17 protein-coding genes are annotated in these 14026 nt (G+C 68.5%); 12 read left to right on the top strand and 5 right to left on the bottom strand.

What is annotated here, in order from left to right; genetic code table 11:
* Position 1: 1 nt before the first annotated feature.
* Genes AC4HOU_RS09980 through mnhG form a run of 5 tightly spaced genes read left to right on the top strand, consistent with a single transcriptional unit; the run spans position 2 to position 3108 of the window.
* A complete protein-coding gene (locus AC4HOU_RS09980) occupies positions 2 to 385 on the top strand; it encodes a Na(+)/H(+) antiporter subunit C (RefSeq protein WP_163810457.1) in 384 nt (127 codons plus the stop codon).
* Positions 382 to 1977, top strand: coding sequence for a Na+/H+ antiporter subunit D (locus AC4HOU_RS09975; protein WP_195020177.1), 1596 nt, complete (start codon positions 382 to 384; stop codon positions 1975 to 1977). Before AC4HOU_RS09980 ends, AC4HOU_RS09975 begins: the two co-directional genes overlap by 4 nt.
* Positions 1974 to 2504, top strand: coding sequence for a Na+/H+ antiporter subunit E (locus tag AC4HOU_RS09970; protein WP_194990612.1), 531 nt, complete (start codon positions 1974 to 1976; stop codon positions 2502 to 2504). Before AC4HOU_RS09975 ends, AC4HOU_RS09970 begins: the two co-directional genes overlap by 4 nt.
* Positions 2501 to 2761: a monovalent cation/H+ antiporter complex subunit F gene (locus tag AC4HOU_RS09965; RefSeq protein ID WP_036540808.1), complete on the top strand. Its 261-nt coding sequence runs from the start codon at positions 2501 to 2503 to the stop codon at positions 2759 to 2761. Before AC4HOU_RS09970 ends, AC4HOU_RS09965 begins: the two co-directional genes overlap by 4 nt.
* Positions 2758 to 3108 carry a monovalent cation/H(+) antiporter subunit G gene (mnhG, locus tag AC4HOU_RS09960; RefSeq protein ID WP_195020178.1) on the top strand — a complete coding sequence of 117 codons (351 nt, stop codon included), beginning with the start codon at positions 2758 to 2760 and terminating at the stop codon, positions 3106 to 3108. The genes AC4HOU_RS09965 and mnhG overlap by 4 nt, the downstream gene beginning before the upstream one ends.
* 159 nt (positions 3109 to 3267) lie before the next feature.
* Here the strand turns inward: mnhG and AC4HOU_RS09955 are convergent, their stop codons facing one another.
* The 5 genes from AC4HOU_RS09955 to napA all read right to left on the bottom strand — a co-directional run bounded on the left by AC4HOU_RS09955 (position 3268) and on the right by napA (position 7612).
* Positions 3268 to 4584: a phosphatase PAP2 family protein gene (locus tag AC4HOU_RS09955; RefSeq protein ID WP_195020870.1), complete on the bottom strand. Its 1317-nt coding sequence runs from the start codon at positions 4582 to 4584 to the stop codon at positions 3268 to 3270.
* 125 nt (positions 4585 to 4709) lie between these two features.
* A complete protein-coding gene (locus AC4HOU_RS09950) occupies positions 4710 to 5855 on the bottom strand; it encodes a glutamate--cysteine ligase (protein ID WP_104360719.1) in 1146 nt (381 codons plus the stop codon).
* A 12-nt stretch (positions 5856 to 5867) separates the two neighbouring features.
* Positions 5868 to 6581, bottom strand: a complete 714-nt coding sequence (sodC, locus tag AC4HOU_RS09945) for a superoxide dismutase[Cu-Zn] (protein ID WP_163810465.1) — start codon at positions 6579 to 6581, stop codon at positions 5868 to 5870.
* Between the two features lie 122 nt (positions 6582 to 6703).
* Entirely contained in the window at positions 6704 to 7252 is a 549-nt protein-coding gene (locus tag AC4HOU_RS09940) for a LytR C-terminal domain-containing protein (protein WP_175585792.1), read from the bottom strand.
* 18 nt (positions 7253 to 7270) lie between these two features.
* Positions 7271 to 7612 (bottom strand): nucleoid-associated protein NapA, encoded by a 342-nt coding sequence (gene napA / locus AC4HOU_RS09935; protein WP_163810467.1) that lies wholly within the window; start codon positions 7610 to 7612, stop codon positions 7271 to 7273.
* A 217-nt stretch (positions 7613 to 7829) separates the two neighbouring features.
* On the opposite strand from napA, the gene AC4HOU_RS09930 reads away from it, so the two are divergent.
* The 7 genes from AC4HOU_RS09930 (at position 7830) to AC4HOU_RS09900 (ending at position 14026) form a co-directional block, all read left to right on the top strand.
* Complete coding sequence (locus AC4HOU_RS09930; RefSeq protein ID WP_138449983.1) at positions 7830 to 8417, top strand: peptide deformylase; 588 nt, start codon at positions 7830 to 7832, stop codon at positions 8415 to 8417.
* Entirely contained in the window at positions 8410 to 9390 is a 981-nt protein-coding gene (locus AC4HOU_RS09925; RefSeq protein ID WP_195020179.1) for an N-acetylglutamate synthase, CG3035 family, read from the top strand. Before AC4HOU_RS09930 ends, AC4HOU_RS09925 begins: the two co-directional genes overlap by 8 nt.
* A gap of 45 nt (positions 9391 to 9435) precedes the next feature.
* Positions 9436 to 10251: an exodeoxyribonuclease III gene (locus tag AC4HOU_RS09920; RefSeq protein ID WP_195020180.1), complete on the top strand. Its 816-nt coding sequence runs from the start codon at positions 9436 to 9438 to the stop codon at positions 10249 to 10251.
* 63 nt (positions 10252 to 10314) lie between these two features.
* On the top strand, positions 10315 to 10935 hold the full coding sequence (locus tag AC4HOU_RS09915; protein ID WP_163810473.1) for a TetR/AcrR family transcriptional regulator: 621 nt from the start codon (positions 10315 to 10317) through the stop codon (positions 10933 to 10935).
* Between the two features lie 100 nt (positions 10936 to 11035).
* Positions 11036 to 12232: a homogentisate 1,2-dioxygenase gene (locus AC4HOU_RS09910; protein WP_195020181.1), complete on the top strand. Its 1197-nt coding sequence runs from the start codon at positions 11036 to 11038 to the stop codon at positions 12230 to 12232.
* The gene (gene fahA / locus AC4HOU_RS09905) at positions 12229 to 13404 is read left to right on the top strand and encodes a fumarylacetoacetase (RefSeq protein ID WP_195020182.1); all 1176 of its coding nucleotides are present in this window, start codon (positions 12229 to 12231) and stop codon (positions 13402 to 13404) included. Before AC4HOU_RS09910 ends, fahA begins: the two co-directional genes overlap by 4 nt.
* Positions 13405 to 13552: 148 nt before the next feature.
* Positions 13553 to 14026 carry a VOC family protein gene (locus tag AC4HOU_RS09900; protein ID WP_195020183.1) on the top strand — a complete coding sequence of 158 codons (474 nt, stop codon included), beginning with the start codon at positions 13553 to 13555 and terminating at the stop codon, positions 14024 to 14026.

Here is a 14026-nt window from a genome sequence, read left to right as displayed (position 1 = left end):
CGTGAGTGTGAACCTGACGCTGCTGATCGTCGTCGGCGTGCTGGTGGCCTGCGGGGTGTATCTGATCCTCGAGCGGGCGGTGTCGAAGATGCTGCTCGGCATGATCCTGTTCGGCAATGCGGTGAACCTGCTGGTGCTCACTATGGCGGGCGGGGACGGGAAACCGCCGATCAGCGGCGCCACCGATGACGCCCATGAGGAGATGGCCGACCCGCTGGCCCAGGCCATGGTGCTGACGGCGATCGTGATCACCATGGGCCTTGCCGCCTTCGTGCTCGCCCTCGCCTACCGCTCCTACACCCTGACCACCACCGATGATGTCGAGAACGACCCGGAGGATGTCGGGATCGCGGCCACGCGCGAGCAGGAGGATCCCGAGGAATGATGCTGTCGTCCGACCTGCTGCCGGTGCTGACGCCGCTGCCGGTGCTGATCCCGATGCTCGCGGCCGCGACGACGCTGGTGTTCGGCCGGCGTCCGCGCACCCAGCGCCTGGTCGCGCTGATCGCGCTGTCGGTGGCGGTGGTGGTCTGCGGCCTGCTGCTGTTCCTGGCCGACCGGGATGGCACCACCGCCTTGCAGGTCGGCGCCTGGGAGACGCCGATCGGCATCACCCTGGTGGTGGACCGGCTCGCGGCCGCCATGGAGCTGGTGTCGTCGATCGTGTTGCTCGCGGTCGCCATCTACGGCGCGGGCCAGAACATTCGCGATGCCGATTCCGAGCAACCCACCTCGATCTTCTGGCCCACGTATCTGGTGCTGAGCGCCGGCGTGTCGATGACGTTCCTGGCAGGCGATCTGTTCAACCTGTTCGTCGGTTTCGAGATCCTGCTGGTCGCCTCGTTCGTGCTGCTCACCCTCGGCGCCACCGAGGAACGCATCCGTGCGGGCGTGTCCTATGTGATGGTCTCGATGCTGTCGTCGCTGATCTTCCTGACCGGCATCGCCTTGACCTACGGCGCCACCGGCACGTTGAACATGGCCCAGCTGGCGCTGCGGATGGACGAGGTGCCGGTCGGCATCCGCAATGCGGTGTACGCGGTGCTGCTGGTGGCCTTCGGCATCAAGGCGGCGGTGTTCCCGCTGTCGAGCTGGTTGCCCGACTCCTATCCGACCGCGCCCGCGCCGGTGACCGCGGTCTTCGCCGGCCTGCTCACCAAGGTCGGTGTGTATTCGATCATCCGCACCTACACGCTGATCTTCCCCGACGGCGGCTTCGATAATGTGCTGCTCATCGCGGGCCTGCTGACCATGCTCGTCGGCATTCTCGGTGCGATCGCGCAGAGCGATATCCGCCGACTGCTGTCGTTCACGCTGGTCAGCCACATCGGCTACATGGTCTTCGGGGTCGGCTTGGCCAGCCGGATGGGCCTGTCGGGCGCGGTGTACTACATCGCCCACCACATTCTGGTGCAGACGGCGTTGTTCCTGGTGGTCGGCCTGATCGAACGGCAGGCGGGCTCGGCGTCGCTGCGCAGGCTCGGCGGGCTGGCCGCGGCGAGTCCGCTGCTGGCGATCTTGTTCCTGGTCCCCGCGCTGAATCTCGGTGGGATTCCGCCGTTCTCCGGCTTCGTCGGCAAGGTCGCCCTGCTCCAGGCGGGCGCGCAGAACGGCAGCGTGCTGGCCTGGACGCTGGTCGCCGGTTCGGTGGTCACCAGCCTGCTCACCCTGTATGTGGTGGCGCGGGTGTGGAGCAAGGCGTTCTGGCGGCCGCGCGCCGAGGCCACCGAAGGCCATCTGGCCGCCGCCACGCTGCCGACCCTGGTGGAGGATTCCACCGACACGCTCTACGACGAGCGCGCCGATCCCGGCCGGATGCCCGCCCTGATGGTGACCTCGACCGCCGCCCTGGTCGGGGTGGGGATCGCGCTCACGGTCTGGGCCGGGCCGATCCTGAACATCGCCGACCGGGCCGCCGACGACCTACGCGACCGCGGCGTCTACATCACCGCCGTGCTCGGATCGGAGCCGCGATGAGCCGGGAAACCGTGATCCGGATCGCCGTCCTGTGCTGGCTGGCCGCCGTGTGGGTGGCGCTGTGGGGCCGGCTCAGCGTGGCCAATGTGCTGGCCGGGCTGGTGGTCGGCGCGCTGATCATGGTGACGCTGCCGCTGCCGCGGGTACCCGTCACCGGCTGGGTGCGCCCGGTACCGCTGATCCAGCTGATCGCGGTGAGCATCTATTACGCGCTCGAATCGAGTGTGCAGGTGGCCTGGTTCGCGGTGCGGCCGGCGCCGCCGCCGATCTCGGGCGTGCTGCGGGTGTACTTCAGCTTCAAATCGGATCTGGTGCTCGTGCTGTGTACCAATCTGCTCAATCTCATTCCCGGCACCATGGTGCTGGAACTCGATCGCGAACGCTGCGTGGTGTACGTGCACGTCATGGATGTGGGCAGCGATAAGGCGGTGGACAAGTTCTACAGCACCACCCGCCGGTTGGAGCGGCTGCTGATCGCCAGCTTCCAGCGTCCGGCGGCCCGTTCGGTACCGGAGGTGAGCGCATGATCGTCGTCGCCGTGACGGCCGCGATCCTGTTGGTGGCGGCCGCGGTGATCACCGCCTACCGCACCCTGGCCGGGCCGAGCACCCTTGACCGGGTGGTCGGCATCGACTCGCTGGTGGCGATGGCCATCTGCGGGCTCGCGGTGTGGGCCGCCTACAGCCGCGACACCACCGTGGTGCCCGCCATCGTGGCGCTGGCGCTGGTCGGGTTCCTCGGCTCGGCCGCCGTCTCCCGATTCCGCGTGCGGGACGACCGATGATCGCCATCCTGGACTGGATCTCCGGCATCCTGATCGTGCTCGGCGCGGGCCTGGCCTTCACCGCGGCCATCGGCATCGTCCGGTTCCCCGACACCCTGATGCGCATGCACGCGGCCACCAAACCGCAGGTCATCGGTCTGAACCTGGTGCTGGTCGGCACCATCATCCGGGTCTACGACAGCCCGGACGCCTGGATGCTCGTGCTCGTCGGCCTGTTCACCCTGCTCACCGCACCGGTGATCGCGCATCTGATCGGCCGCACGGCCTACCGCGAGCAACGGCACCGCGACGGGTTGCTCGCCGTCAACGAACTGGGCAACGAGTTGGACCAGCGGCCGGGGAACTGAGCGGCGGGCCGGCTACTCGGCTCATCGCGTCGAATTTCGCGCGATCGAACAGCGCTCGACCAGGGCCGGGGAACCGAGCTCGGGGGCCGGCTACTCGGCTCATCGCGCTCCGCGCCGTCGAACAGCGCTCGACCGGGTGGGAACGAACCCGTGCCGCGCCTACTCGGCCGAGGCTCCGACCGATTCCAGGTCCTCGGCCCGCGCCTTCTGCCGACGGGCGAACCACGTCCCGTGGAACGCCGCCGCCACCGCCGCCAGCAGCGCCAGCACGATGGTGCCCGCGAGCACCGGATACTCCGCCATCGGCACGGCCAGGTAGCGGTAGGAGATCAGCAGCGCGGCCAGCACGAACGCACCGCCTGCGACCAGCCGGATGCGGAACCAACCCCACCCCCGCTCGGGCTCGCGCAGCGCCGACTCCACGGTCAGGCACAGCACCGCGCCCGCCACCAGGTCGACGCCGTAGTGGTAGCCGAAGCCGAGCGTCGCGGCCAGCGTGCACAGCAGCCAGAACATGCCACCCCAGCGCAGCCAGCGCGGGGCCAGGCTGCCGTCGGCAGCCCGACGGGTGTGCAGGAACACCGCGAGCGCCCATGCGGTGTGCATCGACGGCATGCAGTTGCGCGGGGTCACCGAGTCGAAATCCAGCGCCGAGGGATTGCGGTCGATCGGCGGCACCACCTGCGGCCAATAGTTGCCGAGCTGGAATCCGGCGCCGTCGGCGCCGAAGGCGAACATCGGGCCCACCACCGGGAACAGCACATAGATCAGCGGGCCGACCAGGCCGAGCACCAAGAACGTCCGCACCAGGTAGTGGCCGGGCCAGCGTCCGGTCGACACCACCCCGCGCAGCTGCCACACCGCCACCACGATCGCCGCGGCGGGCAGTTCGATGTACACCCAGTGCAGCACCGCCTCGACCGAGGGGCCGAGGGTCTCCAGCACCCGCCCCATCACCCAGGACGGGTCGCCGAGCGCGTGATCGGCGAGCATCACGTATTCGTCGAGCACCTGCGGCTGGGTGAGGATCGTGACGTGCAGCCAGACGTCACCGACCTTGGTGGCCAGGATCAGCAGCGCGCCGAGAGCCGCCGCGTGCAGGGCATTGCGCCGTTCGACGCCGTCCCAGCGCACCAGGGCCAGCACCGCGATCGCGGTCAGCACGATCACCGGGCCATTGCCCACCGTGAACGGCTCACCGGCCAGCATGCGCGCACCCGCGCAGACGACGTCGATGCCGACCGCCGCGCACAGCGCGATGATCCGCCGCCGCGCCGGCAACCCGACCAGCGCCAGCACCAGGCCGGCCCACGGCACCGTCATCGACTTCGGCGTGCCCGCGTAATCACGCCACAGACTCTCCAGCGGACCTTCGAACCCCTGCGTGGACGCCACCACCTGGAGGGCGATCAACAAGACAGGCACGGCGGCGATCGCGGTGCCGAGTGCGAGGACCCGAATCCGAGTACGCGGCATGGACAATCGGGCCGCGGCGCCAACTCTGGAGTTCGGATCTTCGACTAGCACATCGACCATGTTAAACGGCAGGTGAACGTCATCCCCCTGGCCGAGGGAACGTCAGGCGACCACGGCCCGCGCCGTTACTGGTCGAGTTCCTTGACCAGCGCGTCGACCACCGCGACAAGATCGCCCTGTGCGGCCGCCGCCACCTTGCGCTGACGCTGGTAGGAGGCGCCGCGGACGGGGATTTCGGCCACCGAGGCGAGCTCGTCGGCACAGCCGAGCAGTTTGGCCGTCGGCTCCAAACGGTTCAATAGCTCATCGAGGTCATCTGTGACGAGTCGCTCATTACTGTCGGCGTCCACGATGACGATGGCGTCGAGCCCGTAGCGCGCGGCCCGCCATTTGTTCTCCTGCACATGCCACGGCGGCAGGGTCGGCAGTTGTTCGCCGTTGTCCACCCGCCGGTCCAGGTCGACGATGAGGCAGTGGATGAACGCCGCCATCGCGGCCAGCTCGGCGCGGGTGGAGATGCCATCGCAGACGCGCACCTCGATCGTGCCCCATTTGGGTGCAGGCCGGATATCCCAGTGCATGCCGCCGAGCTGTTCGAACACACCGGTTTTGAACTGATCGTGCACGAAATACTCGAACTGGGTCCAGTTCTCGAACTGGAACGGCAGCCCCGCGGTCGGCAGCTGCTGGAACATGAGAGCGCGATTGCTGGCATAACCGGTATCGGATCCCGACCACATCGGCGAGGACGCCGACAGCGCGAGCAGATGCGGATACGACAGCAGCAGCGAGTTCAGGATCGGAAAGACCTTGTCCTGGTGCGACACTCCGACGTGCACATGCACGCCCCAGATGAGCATCTGCCTGCCCCACCACTGGGTGCGCTCGATCAGCTCGTCGTAGTGCGGTGAGCGGGTGAGCTGCTGGGCCGACCACTGCGCGAACGGATGGGTGCCGGCGCAGAACAGGTCGACGCCGAGCGGATCCGCGGCACGGCGCACCGTGTTCATGGTCGCGCTCAGGTCGTCCATCGCCTCGCCGACGCTGTTGTGCACGCCGGTGACGAGTTCGACGGTGTTGCGCAGCAGCTCCTTGGTGACCTGCGGGGTGCCGTCGTGGGCGCGCAGATCACCGACCGAATCGAAGACCGCCGCAGCGGTATTGGACAGATCGCGCGTCACCTTGTCGACGAGCGCGATCTCCCATTCGACGCCGATGGTCGGGCGGGGCGAACCGTGGAAGACAACCCTCTCGATCCCAGCCCCACCCATGCCGGCACGCTCCTACTGGATCACGCCGCAGGCGACCCGGCCGCCCGCGTCGCCGGTCGCGAGGGTCGCCTGATCCGGGCCGGTCCCGCCGGGATGGCTGTAGCGGCTGGGGATATTGGCGAAGTTGTCCGAATCGGCGTGGATGATCAGCGCCTTACCGCGGATATCGGACATGCTCACCTTGTCGGTGGTGGTGACCAGGGTGGCGTTGCCGTCCTCACGCACCTGCAGCGAGGTCAGGTCGCCGCTGGCCGGATGCGCGTTGGCGGCGCCGACCTGCAGGTGGCCACCGGCGGAGAGGAAGTCGCCCGCCGAACCACCGGTGGGTGCCACCGAATTGGGCTCACACTTGCCGACCTGGTGGATGTGCAGGCCGTGGAAACCGGGGCGCAGGCCGTGCGCCTCGATGCTGATCTTCAGGAAGCTGCCCGCCTCGGCGATGTCGGCGGTGCCGACGGTGGTGCCCGCGGCGTCCTTCAGCTCGACCTTGGTACCGCCGGCGGCCGGGGTTTCACCGTGCCCGCCGGCGCCGGTGCTGCCGTGGCCACCGCCGTGACCGCTCTCGGCACCGGCCGGAGCGGGTGAACTCGTCCACACCGGCGGGGTGGTTCCCTGGACGTCACTCGATTCCTGGCTGTTCGTGCAGGCGGTGAGGCCGAAGACGGCGATCGCCAGCACCGGGGTCACGGTCCGCCAGGACGGGCGACGAGTTGTGGACGGTGCCATCGGGGAACTCCTTTACGAGTACCGAGTTTACGAGTAAAGCTGGGTGGACACGTTGTTTTATCGGTCAAGATGATGCCACGCCCGCCGTGTCGCTCGATCCTCGGGCCGTGTCGGACTCTTGATCAGTTACCCGTCACCACGACGACCACGCCGGCGGAACCGCCGCCCAAACCAGGAATCATCGGTGCCACACCGGCGCCCAGAATCGCCGCGACGGCGTCGGCTGCCGCCTTGTCGCCGGCGGCGTTGCCGTAATAGACGGTGGTCGCGGGGATCGTGGAGCCCGCGTAGTTGCCGGCGGACGCGTTGGTCCAGCCGTTGGCCTTCAGCTGGTTCACCGTCCGGGAGGCCAATCCGGCGACCAGACTGTTGTTGAGCACCCGGATCGGCGTCGACTGATCCAGCACCGGGGTGGTGGAGGTGGTGGTGGTCGGGGCCGCCGTCGTCGTGGTCGGTTTCGCGGTGGTGGTGCGCGCGGAGGTGGCCTGCGGAGCCACCGCGACCGAGGTGGTCGTTGCCGGCGCGCTGGTCTCGGCGGCCGTCTCGGTCTCGGAGTCCGCGCTCGACAACGACATCGCGCCCAGACCGGCGAAGACGATGGCCAGTGCGATCAGCACCATCGCCAGCGCTCGCAGCGGGATCCCGCCGGAAGTGGGTTTCGGGTAACTCACCTGTTCGAGCCTAGTCCGTCACACCTGGAATCCGAGCTTGCGCGCGTCACGAGCTTTGCGCCTGCTGGCCCGAAGCCTGCGCAGCCGTTTGACCAGCATCGGGTCGGCGGCCAGCGCCTCCGGGCGGTCTACGAGCGCGTTGAGCACCTGGTAGTACCGGGTGGGCGACATCGAGAACAGCTCGCGGATGGCTTCTTCCTTGGCACCCGCGTATTTCCACCATTGGCGTTCGAAGGCCAGGATGTCGTGTTCGCGGCGGCTCAGGCCGTCGTCATCGGCCTGCTGAGTGGCCGTGACCTCGTCGCTCGTAGAAGGGCTGTCCTGGATTGCGGAAAGGTCCCGCGCTGCTGCGCCGTCCATCTTGCTCCCTCGCCGAGTCACCGTCGGACGAAATGATGCTTGTACGTCGCCGATCATTCAACCATGGGGATAGCCGATCGTGCGGTCTGTCCGACGGCGTGTCCGGTACCAGCGGTTACGCGTCGCGACGGCGGGCCGCGCGCGTTTCCCGGCTTCCGAACGGACCCGCCGAGGGGCGGCGCGCACCGCGCGAGGACGAGGCGGCAAAATTGGGCGCATGGCAATCCTCCCTATCGTCATCGTCGGCGATCCCGTTCTGCACAACCCGACCGAGCGGGTGACTCAGTCGCCGGAGGAGCTGGCCGGGCTGATCGCGGACATGTACGAGACGCTCGACGCGGCCAACGGCGTGGGCCTGGCCGCCAACCAGGTGGGGAAGCCGCTGCGGCTGTTCGTCTACGACTGCCCGGATCAGGCCGCCGACGGCACCGTCACCCGGCGTCGCGGCGCGGTGATCAACCCGGTGCTGGAGACCTCCGAGATCCCCGAGACCATGCCCGATCCCGATGACGACGAAGAGGGCTGCCTGTCGGTGCCCGGCGAGCAGTTCCCGACCGGCCGGGCCGAGTGGGCCAAGGTCACCGGCATCGACGAGCACGGCCAACCGGTGGAGATCGAGGGCAAGGGTTTCTTCGCCCGGATGTTGCAGCACGAGGTCGGCCATCTCGACGGCTTCCTCTACGTCGACGTGCTGATCGGCCGCAATGCTCGCGCCGCCAAGAAGGCGATCAAGCGCAATGGCTGGGGCACACCGGGTTTGAGCTGGCTACCCGGCACCGTGCCGGATCCGTTCGGGCATGACTGATTCCGCAGGTATTCCGCTCGGTCGCCGGGTGGTCATGCGGTATCTGCTGCCGGAGGGCTACCCGCAGCCGATGACGGATGTGATCGGCGAGTTGGTCTCACTCGACCCGCCGACGGTGCGCGGCGCCGACGGCCAGGTGGTGTCGGTGTCGACCGATCGCGTCGTCGCGTTGAAAGCGCTGGGCCCCAGGCCGATCCGTACCCGCGAGATCCGCGCGCTGGAGGCCGCGGCGGCCGACGGCTGGCCCGGCGCCGAGCACGCCTGGATCGACGGCTGGCTGGTGCGCGCCGGTAACGGCTACACCGACCGCGCGAACTCCGCTGTCCCCCTGGGCAATTCCGATGGACCACCGCTGGTTTCGGCCGACGCGCTGCAGCGGATCGGTGCCTGGATGGCCGAGCGTGGCCTGCCGTTGCGGCTGCAACTGCCCGACCGGCTGGCGCCACCGCCGTCGGGCTGGCACACCTGGGGCGAGACGGCGGTGCTCGGGATCGATCTGGACAACTTCGTGCTGCCGCGTGGTCCGTCGATGGTGCGCATCGCCCCCGCCCCCGATGCGGCGTGGCTTGACCTGCATCGCCGCCGCGGGGAGGAACCCGGCGATCCTGCCGCACCGCTGCCCGATCTCGATGTACTCACCTCGGTTCGGGCGGGTGAGGTCCGCTTCGCCTCGCTCGGACTGCCCCAGCCCATCGCGATCGGCCGTGGCGCGCTCACCGTCGCCCCGGACGGCAGGCATTGGATCGGGCTGACCTGCGTGGCGACGGCGGCTCAGCATCGCAGGCACGGCTTGGCCTCGCTGGTGTGCGCCGAGCTGATCCGCTGGGGTCGCGACCGCGGCGCCACCCACGCCTACGTGCAGGTGGAGGCCGACAACGCGGGCGCGCTCGCGCTGTACCGGGAGCTCGGCTTCCTCGACCACCATCACTACCGCTACGCCGCCCCCGGCCCCCGCATCCCGGTGGTCCGGTAGAACGGGATCAGGCCGTTCATTCACCTCTCTTCGACAAGGAACCCCGTGCGCCTCGCGACCTGGAACGTCAACTCGATCCGCTCCCGGATCGACCGAGTCGCGGCCTTCCTCGACCGCCAGGACATCGACGTGCTGGCCATCCAGGAAACCAAATGCCGCGATGACCAGTTCCCCTACGACCGCTTCGACGCGCTCGGCTACGAGGTGGCGCATCTGGGCATCAACCAGTGGAACGGGGTGGCCATCGCGTCCAGAGTCGGGCTGGCCGATGTGGAGTTGGCGTTCCCCGACCAGCCCGGCTTCGACAAGAACGCGGGCGAATCGCTGATCGCCACCCCGGTGGTGGAATCGCGCGCCATCGGCGCCACCTGCGACGGAGTGCGGGTGTGGAGCTTGTACGTGCCCAACGGCCGCGCACTCGACGACCCGCACTACGCCTACAAGCTGGAATGGCTGGCCACCCTGCGCGATAACGCCGCCCGCTGGCTCGCCGAGGACCCGCAGGCCAAGATCGCGCTGGTCGGCGACTGGAATATCGCTCCCACCGACGACGACGTCTGGTCTCCGGAGTTCTTCGCGGGCAAGACGCACACCTCGCAACCCGAACGCGACGCGTTCGCCGCGGTGCTCGACACCGGCTTCGCCGACGTCATGCGCCCCTTCGCGCCCGGCCCGGGCGTCTACACCTACTGGGACTACACCCAGCTGCGTTTCCCACGCAAAGAGGGCATGCGCATCGATTTCGTCCTCGCCTCCCCCGCGCTCGCGGCCACCGCCACCGACGCGGTGGTCGATCGTGAGGAGCGCAAGGGCAAGGGCGCCAGCGACCACGCGCCGGTGATCGCCGAGTTCACCGGCTGAGCACGCCGGTAGCGCGCAGTCCGAGGCTGCGGCGACCGGTCGCGGCACTGATACCGTTGGCGCATGAGTACCGAATCCGCGGTGCGGCCGCGTGCGCAGCATCTCGGGCCGCAACGGCGCAGGCCGCAGGTGCTCGACGCCGCCTTGGCCATCGCCATCGAACAGGGCATCGCGGCCGTCACCATCGCCGCGGTCGCCGAGCGGATGAACGTCACCCGTCCAGTGGTGTACGCGTGCTTTCCCGATCGGGTGGCGCTGATCGAGGAGTTGATCCGACGCGAGGAGGGCTACGTCGCCGACGGGGTGTTCGGCGCATTGCGCGAACGGGACGTCGACGCCGGCGAACCCGTCTTCGTCGAGGGCTTCCGCGCCCTGCTCGAAGTGGTCGCGGCCCGGCCGGAATCGTGGCTGCTGCTCTACGGCAACCCGGACCCGGCCGTCGCTGGTTCGTTCGGCCGTGGCCGCGCGCTCGTCGTGCAGCGCTGCACCCGGCTGCTGCGCCCGACGCTGCGGGCCTGGGGCATCGAGGACGCCGACCGTAAGCTTCCGGTCCTGGTCGAGCAGTGGATCTCGGCCGGTGAGGGCGCAGTGCGCAGCCTGCTCGCCGATGACGGGCAGTGGACGCCCGAGGAACTGGGCGCGTTCGTCGGCGCCGCGGTCTACCGGGCGCTGCGCAACGCCTGAGCCGGGTCGCGAGCACCTCCCATCGCGAGCCGCCCCTGACACCAGTGGTCGCGGCATACGATGGAACCGGCTGTCCGTCCGTTCGGCGGGAGGTGTGGTCATGGCTTTCTATCGGCAGGTGGGGTCGGTGCCGCCGAAGCGGCATACCCAGCATCGCGACGATCAGGGGCGCCTGTTCTACGAGGAGCTCATGGGTGAGGAGGGCTTCTCCGGCGACTCCTCGCTGCTGTATCACCGCGGGCTGCCGCCGGCGATCGTCGAGACGACGGTATGGGAGCTGCCCGATCAGTCGACGACCCCCAATCATCCGCTGCACCACCGGCATCTGCGGCTGCACGAGCTGTTCCCCGGCGACAGCTGGGCCGAGATCGACGTGGTCACCGGACGCCGATTGCTGCTCGCCAATGCCGACGTCCGCCTGTCCTACGTCGTCGCGGGCACCGCCTCTCCGCTGTACCGCAATGCCATCGGCGACGAGCTGGTCTATGTGGAATCCGGCGCCGCCGTGGTGGAGACGGTCTTCGGCGCGCTGCCCGCCCGGCAGGGCGATCAGGTGCTGATCCCGCGGGCCACCACCCACCGGTGGCTGCCGATCGGGCCCGACCCGTTGCGCACCTATGTGATCGAGGCGTCGAGTCACATCGCGCCTCCGAAGCGCTATCTGTCGAAATACGGTCAGCTGCTGGAGAATTCGCCGTACTGCGAACGCGATCTACACGGCCCGGCCGAACCGCTGCTCGCCGTCGGCACCGACATCGAAGTGCTGGTCAAGCACCGGCCGGGTGCACAGATCGCCGGCACCAGAATGGTGTACGCCACCCACCCGTTCGATGTGGTGGGCTGGGATGGCTGCCTGTATCCGTTCACCTTCAATATCAGCGATTTCGAACCGATCACCGGACGGGTGCATCAGCCGCCGCCGGTGCATCAAGCCTTCGAGGGCACCAACTTCGTGGTCTGCAATTTCGTGCCGCGCAAGGTCGACTATCACCCGCTGTCGATCCCGGTGCCCTACTACCATTCCAATGTCGATTCCGACGAGATCATGTTCTACTGCGGCGGGAACTACGAGGCCAGGCGCGGCTCGGGCATCGGGCAGGGCTCGATCTCGGTGCATCCGGGCGGCTACGCGCACGGTCCGCAGCCCGGTGCGTACGAGGCGAGCATCGGAGTGGAATTCTTCGACGAGCTGGCCGTGATGGTCGACACCTTCCGCCCGCTCGAACTCGGCGAGGGCGCGCTGGCCTGCGAAGATCCCGGTTACGCGTGGACCTGGTCCGGGCGGGGCCCGCGGTGAAGACGCGCATCGAGGTCGCGCCGGATGCACCGTTCGGGCCCGAGCATCTGCCGTACGGGGTGTTCGCCCCGGGGGGCGACGAATACCGCGTGGGGGTGCGGGTGGGCGATCACGTCATCGATCTGGCCCTCGCCCTGGACGATCCCGTCTTCGCCCGGCCCGATCTCAATGCCTTTCTGGCGCAGGGCCCGCAGCGGTGGGCGCAGGTGCGGGAGCGGGTGCGCGAACTGGTCGAGGGCGAACTCTCCGCCGATGCGGTCTGCCCGCTGGCCGCGGCGCGGCTGGCGCTTCCGGTGCGGATCGGCGACTACGTCGATTTCTACGCCAGCATCGACCACGCCACGAATCTGGGAAAGCTGCTGCGCCCGGGATCCGAACCGCTACTACCGAATTGGCGGCACCTGCCGGTCGGGTATCACGGCAGGGCCGGAACGGTCGTGGTGTCCGGCACCGATATCGCGCGTCCGCGCGGCCAACGGCGAACCGATTCGGCCACACCGGATTTCGGGCCTTCGCGGCGGCTGGATATCGAGGCCGAGCTCGGGTTCGTGGTCGGCGTCGGTTCCCCACTCGGCAGCTCGATCAGTACCGCCGCCTTCGCCGAGCATGTCTTCGGCGTCGCGCTGATCAACGACTGGTCCGCCCGCGATATCCAGGCCTGGGAATATCAGCCACTCGGGCCCTTCCTCGGGAAATCCTTCGCGACGTCGATGAGCGCGTGGATCACCCCGCTCGCGGCCCTGGAATCGGCCCGGATATCGCCACCGCCGCAGGACCCGGCGCCCCTGCCCTACCTGCGCGAAACCGAACCATGGGGCCTCGATATCGAGCTGGCCGTGCACTGGAACGGCGTTCCGGTGTCGCATCCGCCGTATGCCCGGATGTACTGGTCACCGGCCCAGATGCTGGCGCATCTCACCGTCAACGGCGCCGCCACCCGCCCCGGCGATCTCTACGCCTCCGGCACCATCTCCGGCCCCGCCGCCGGAGAATGTGGTTCGTTCATGGAACTGTCCTGGGGCGGCACCGAGCCGATCAGCCTGGACGGCGCCGAACGCACCTTCCTGCTCGACGGTGACGAGGTCACCATCACCGCCACCGCACCGGCGGCCGACGGTACCCGCCTCGGACTCGGCGAAGTCACCGGACGGATCCTGCCCGCGCACGAATGACTCCGCCGGCACGGTGGCGGGCCTCCTGTCTCGATCTGCCCGATCAGCCGGCCGCCGCTGCGCCGTTCAGCGGAAACCGCGATGAATTCCGCGCGAGCGCGCAGTCTGAATCGATAAGCCCAGTTCATCGAGCGGGAGGACACCGATCATGCAGAAGATCGTCACCAACCTCTGGTACGACGGCAACGCCGAGGAAGCCGCCGAATTCTACTGTTCGCTGTTCCCGGACTCCACGATCATCCGGGTGCTGCGGTTCAGCGACAGCGGGATGGGCGAACCGGGAGCGGTCATGACCGTCGACTTCGAACTCGCCGGTCAGCGCTTCACCGCCATCAACGGCGGCGGCGAGTTCCAGTACACCCACGCGATGTCGCTGCTGATCAATTGCGACAGCCAGGACGAGGTCGATCGGCTCTGGGACGCCCTGCTCGCCGGCGGCGGCACGGAGATCGAATGCGGCTGGCTCTACGACAAGTACGGAGTCCCGTGGCAGGTGTGGCCCACCGAAGCCGATGAATTGCTCACCGGCGATCCGGCCGCGGTCGACCGCGCGACCGCGGCGATGCTGAAGATGAAGAAGATCGACCTGCGGGCGATGCGCGCCGCCTACGAGAACGCCTGA

The sequence above is a fragment of the Nocardia sp. JCM 38205 genome, from assembly GCF_058222935.1.
The sequence above is the reverse complement of the archived record's forward strand: the minus strand, read 5'-3'. Positions and strand labels throughout refer to the sequence as shown.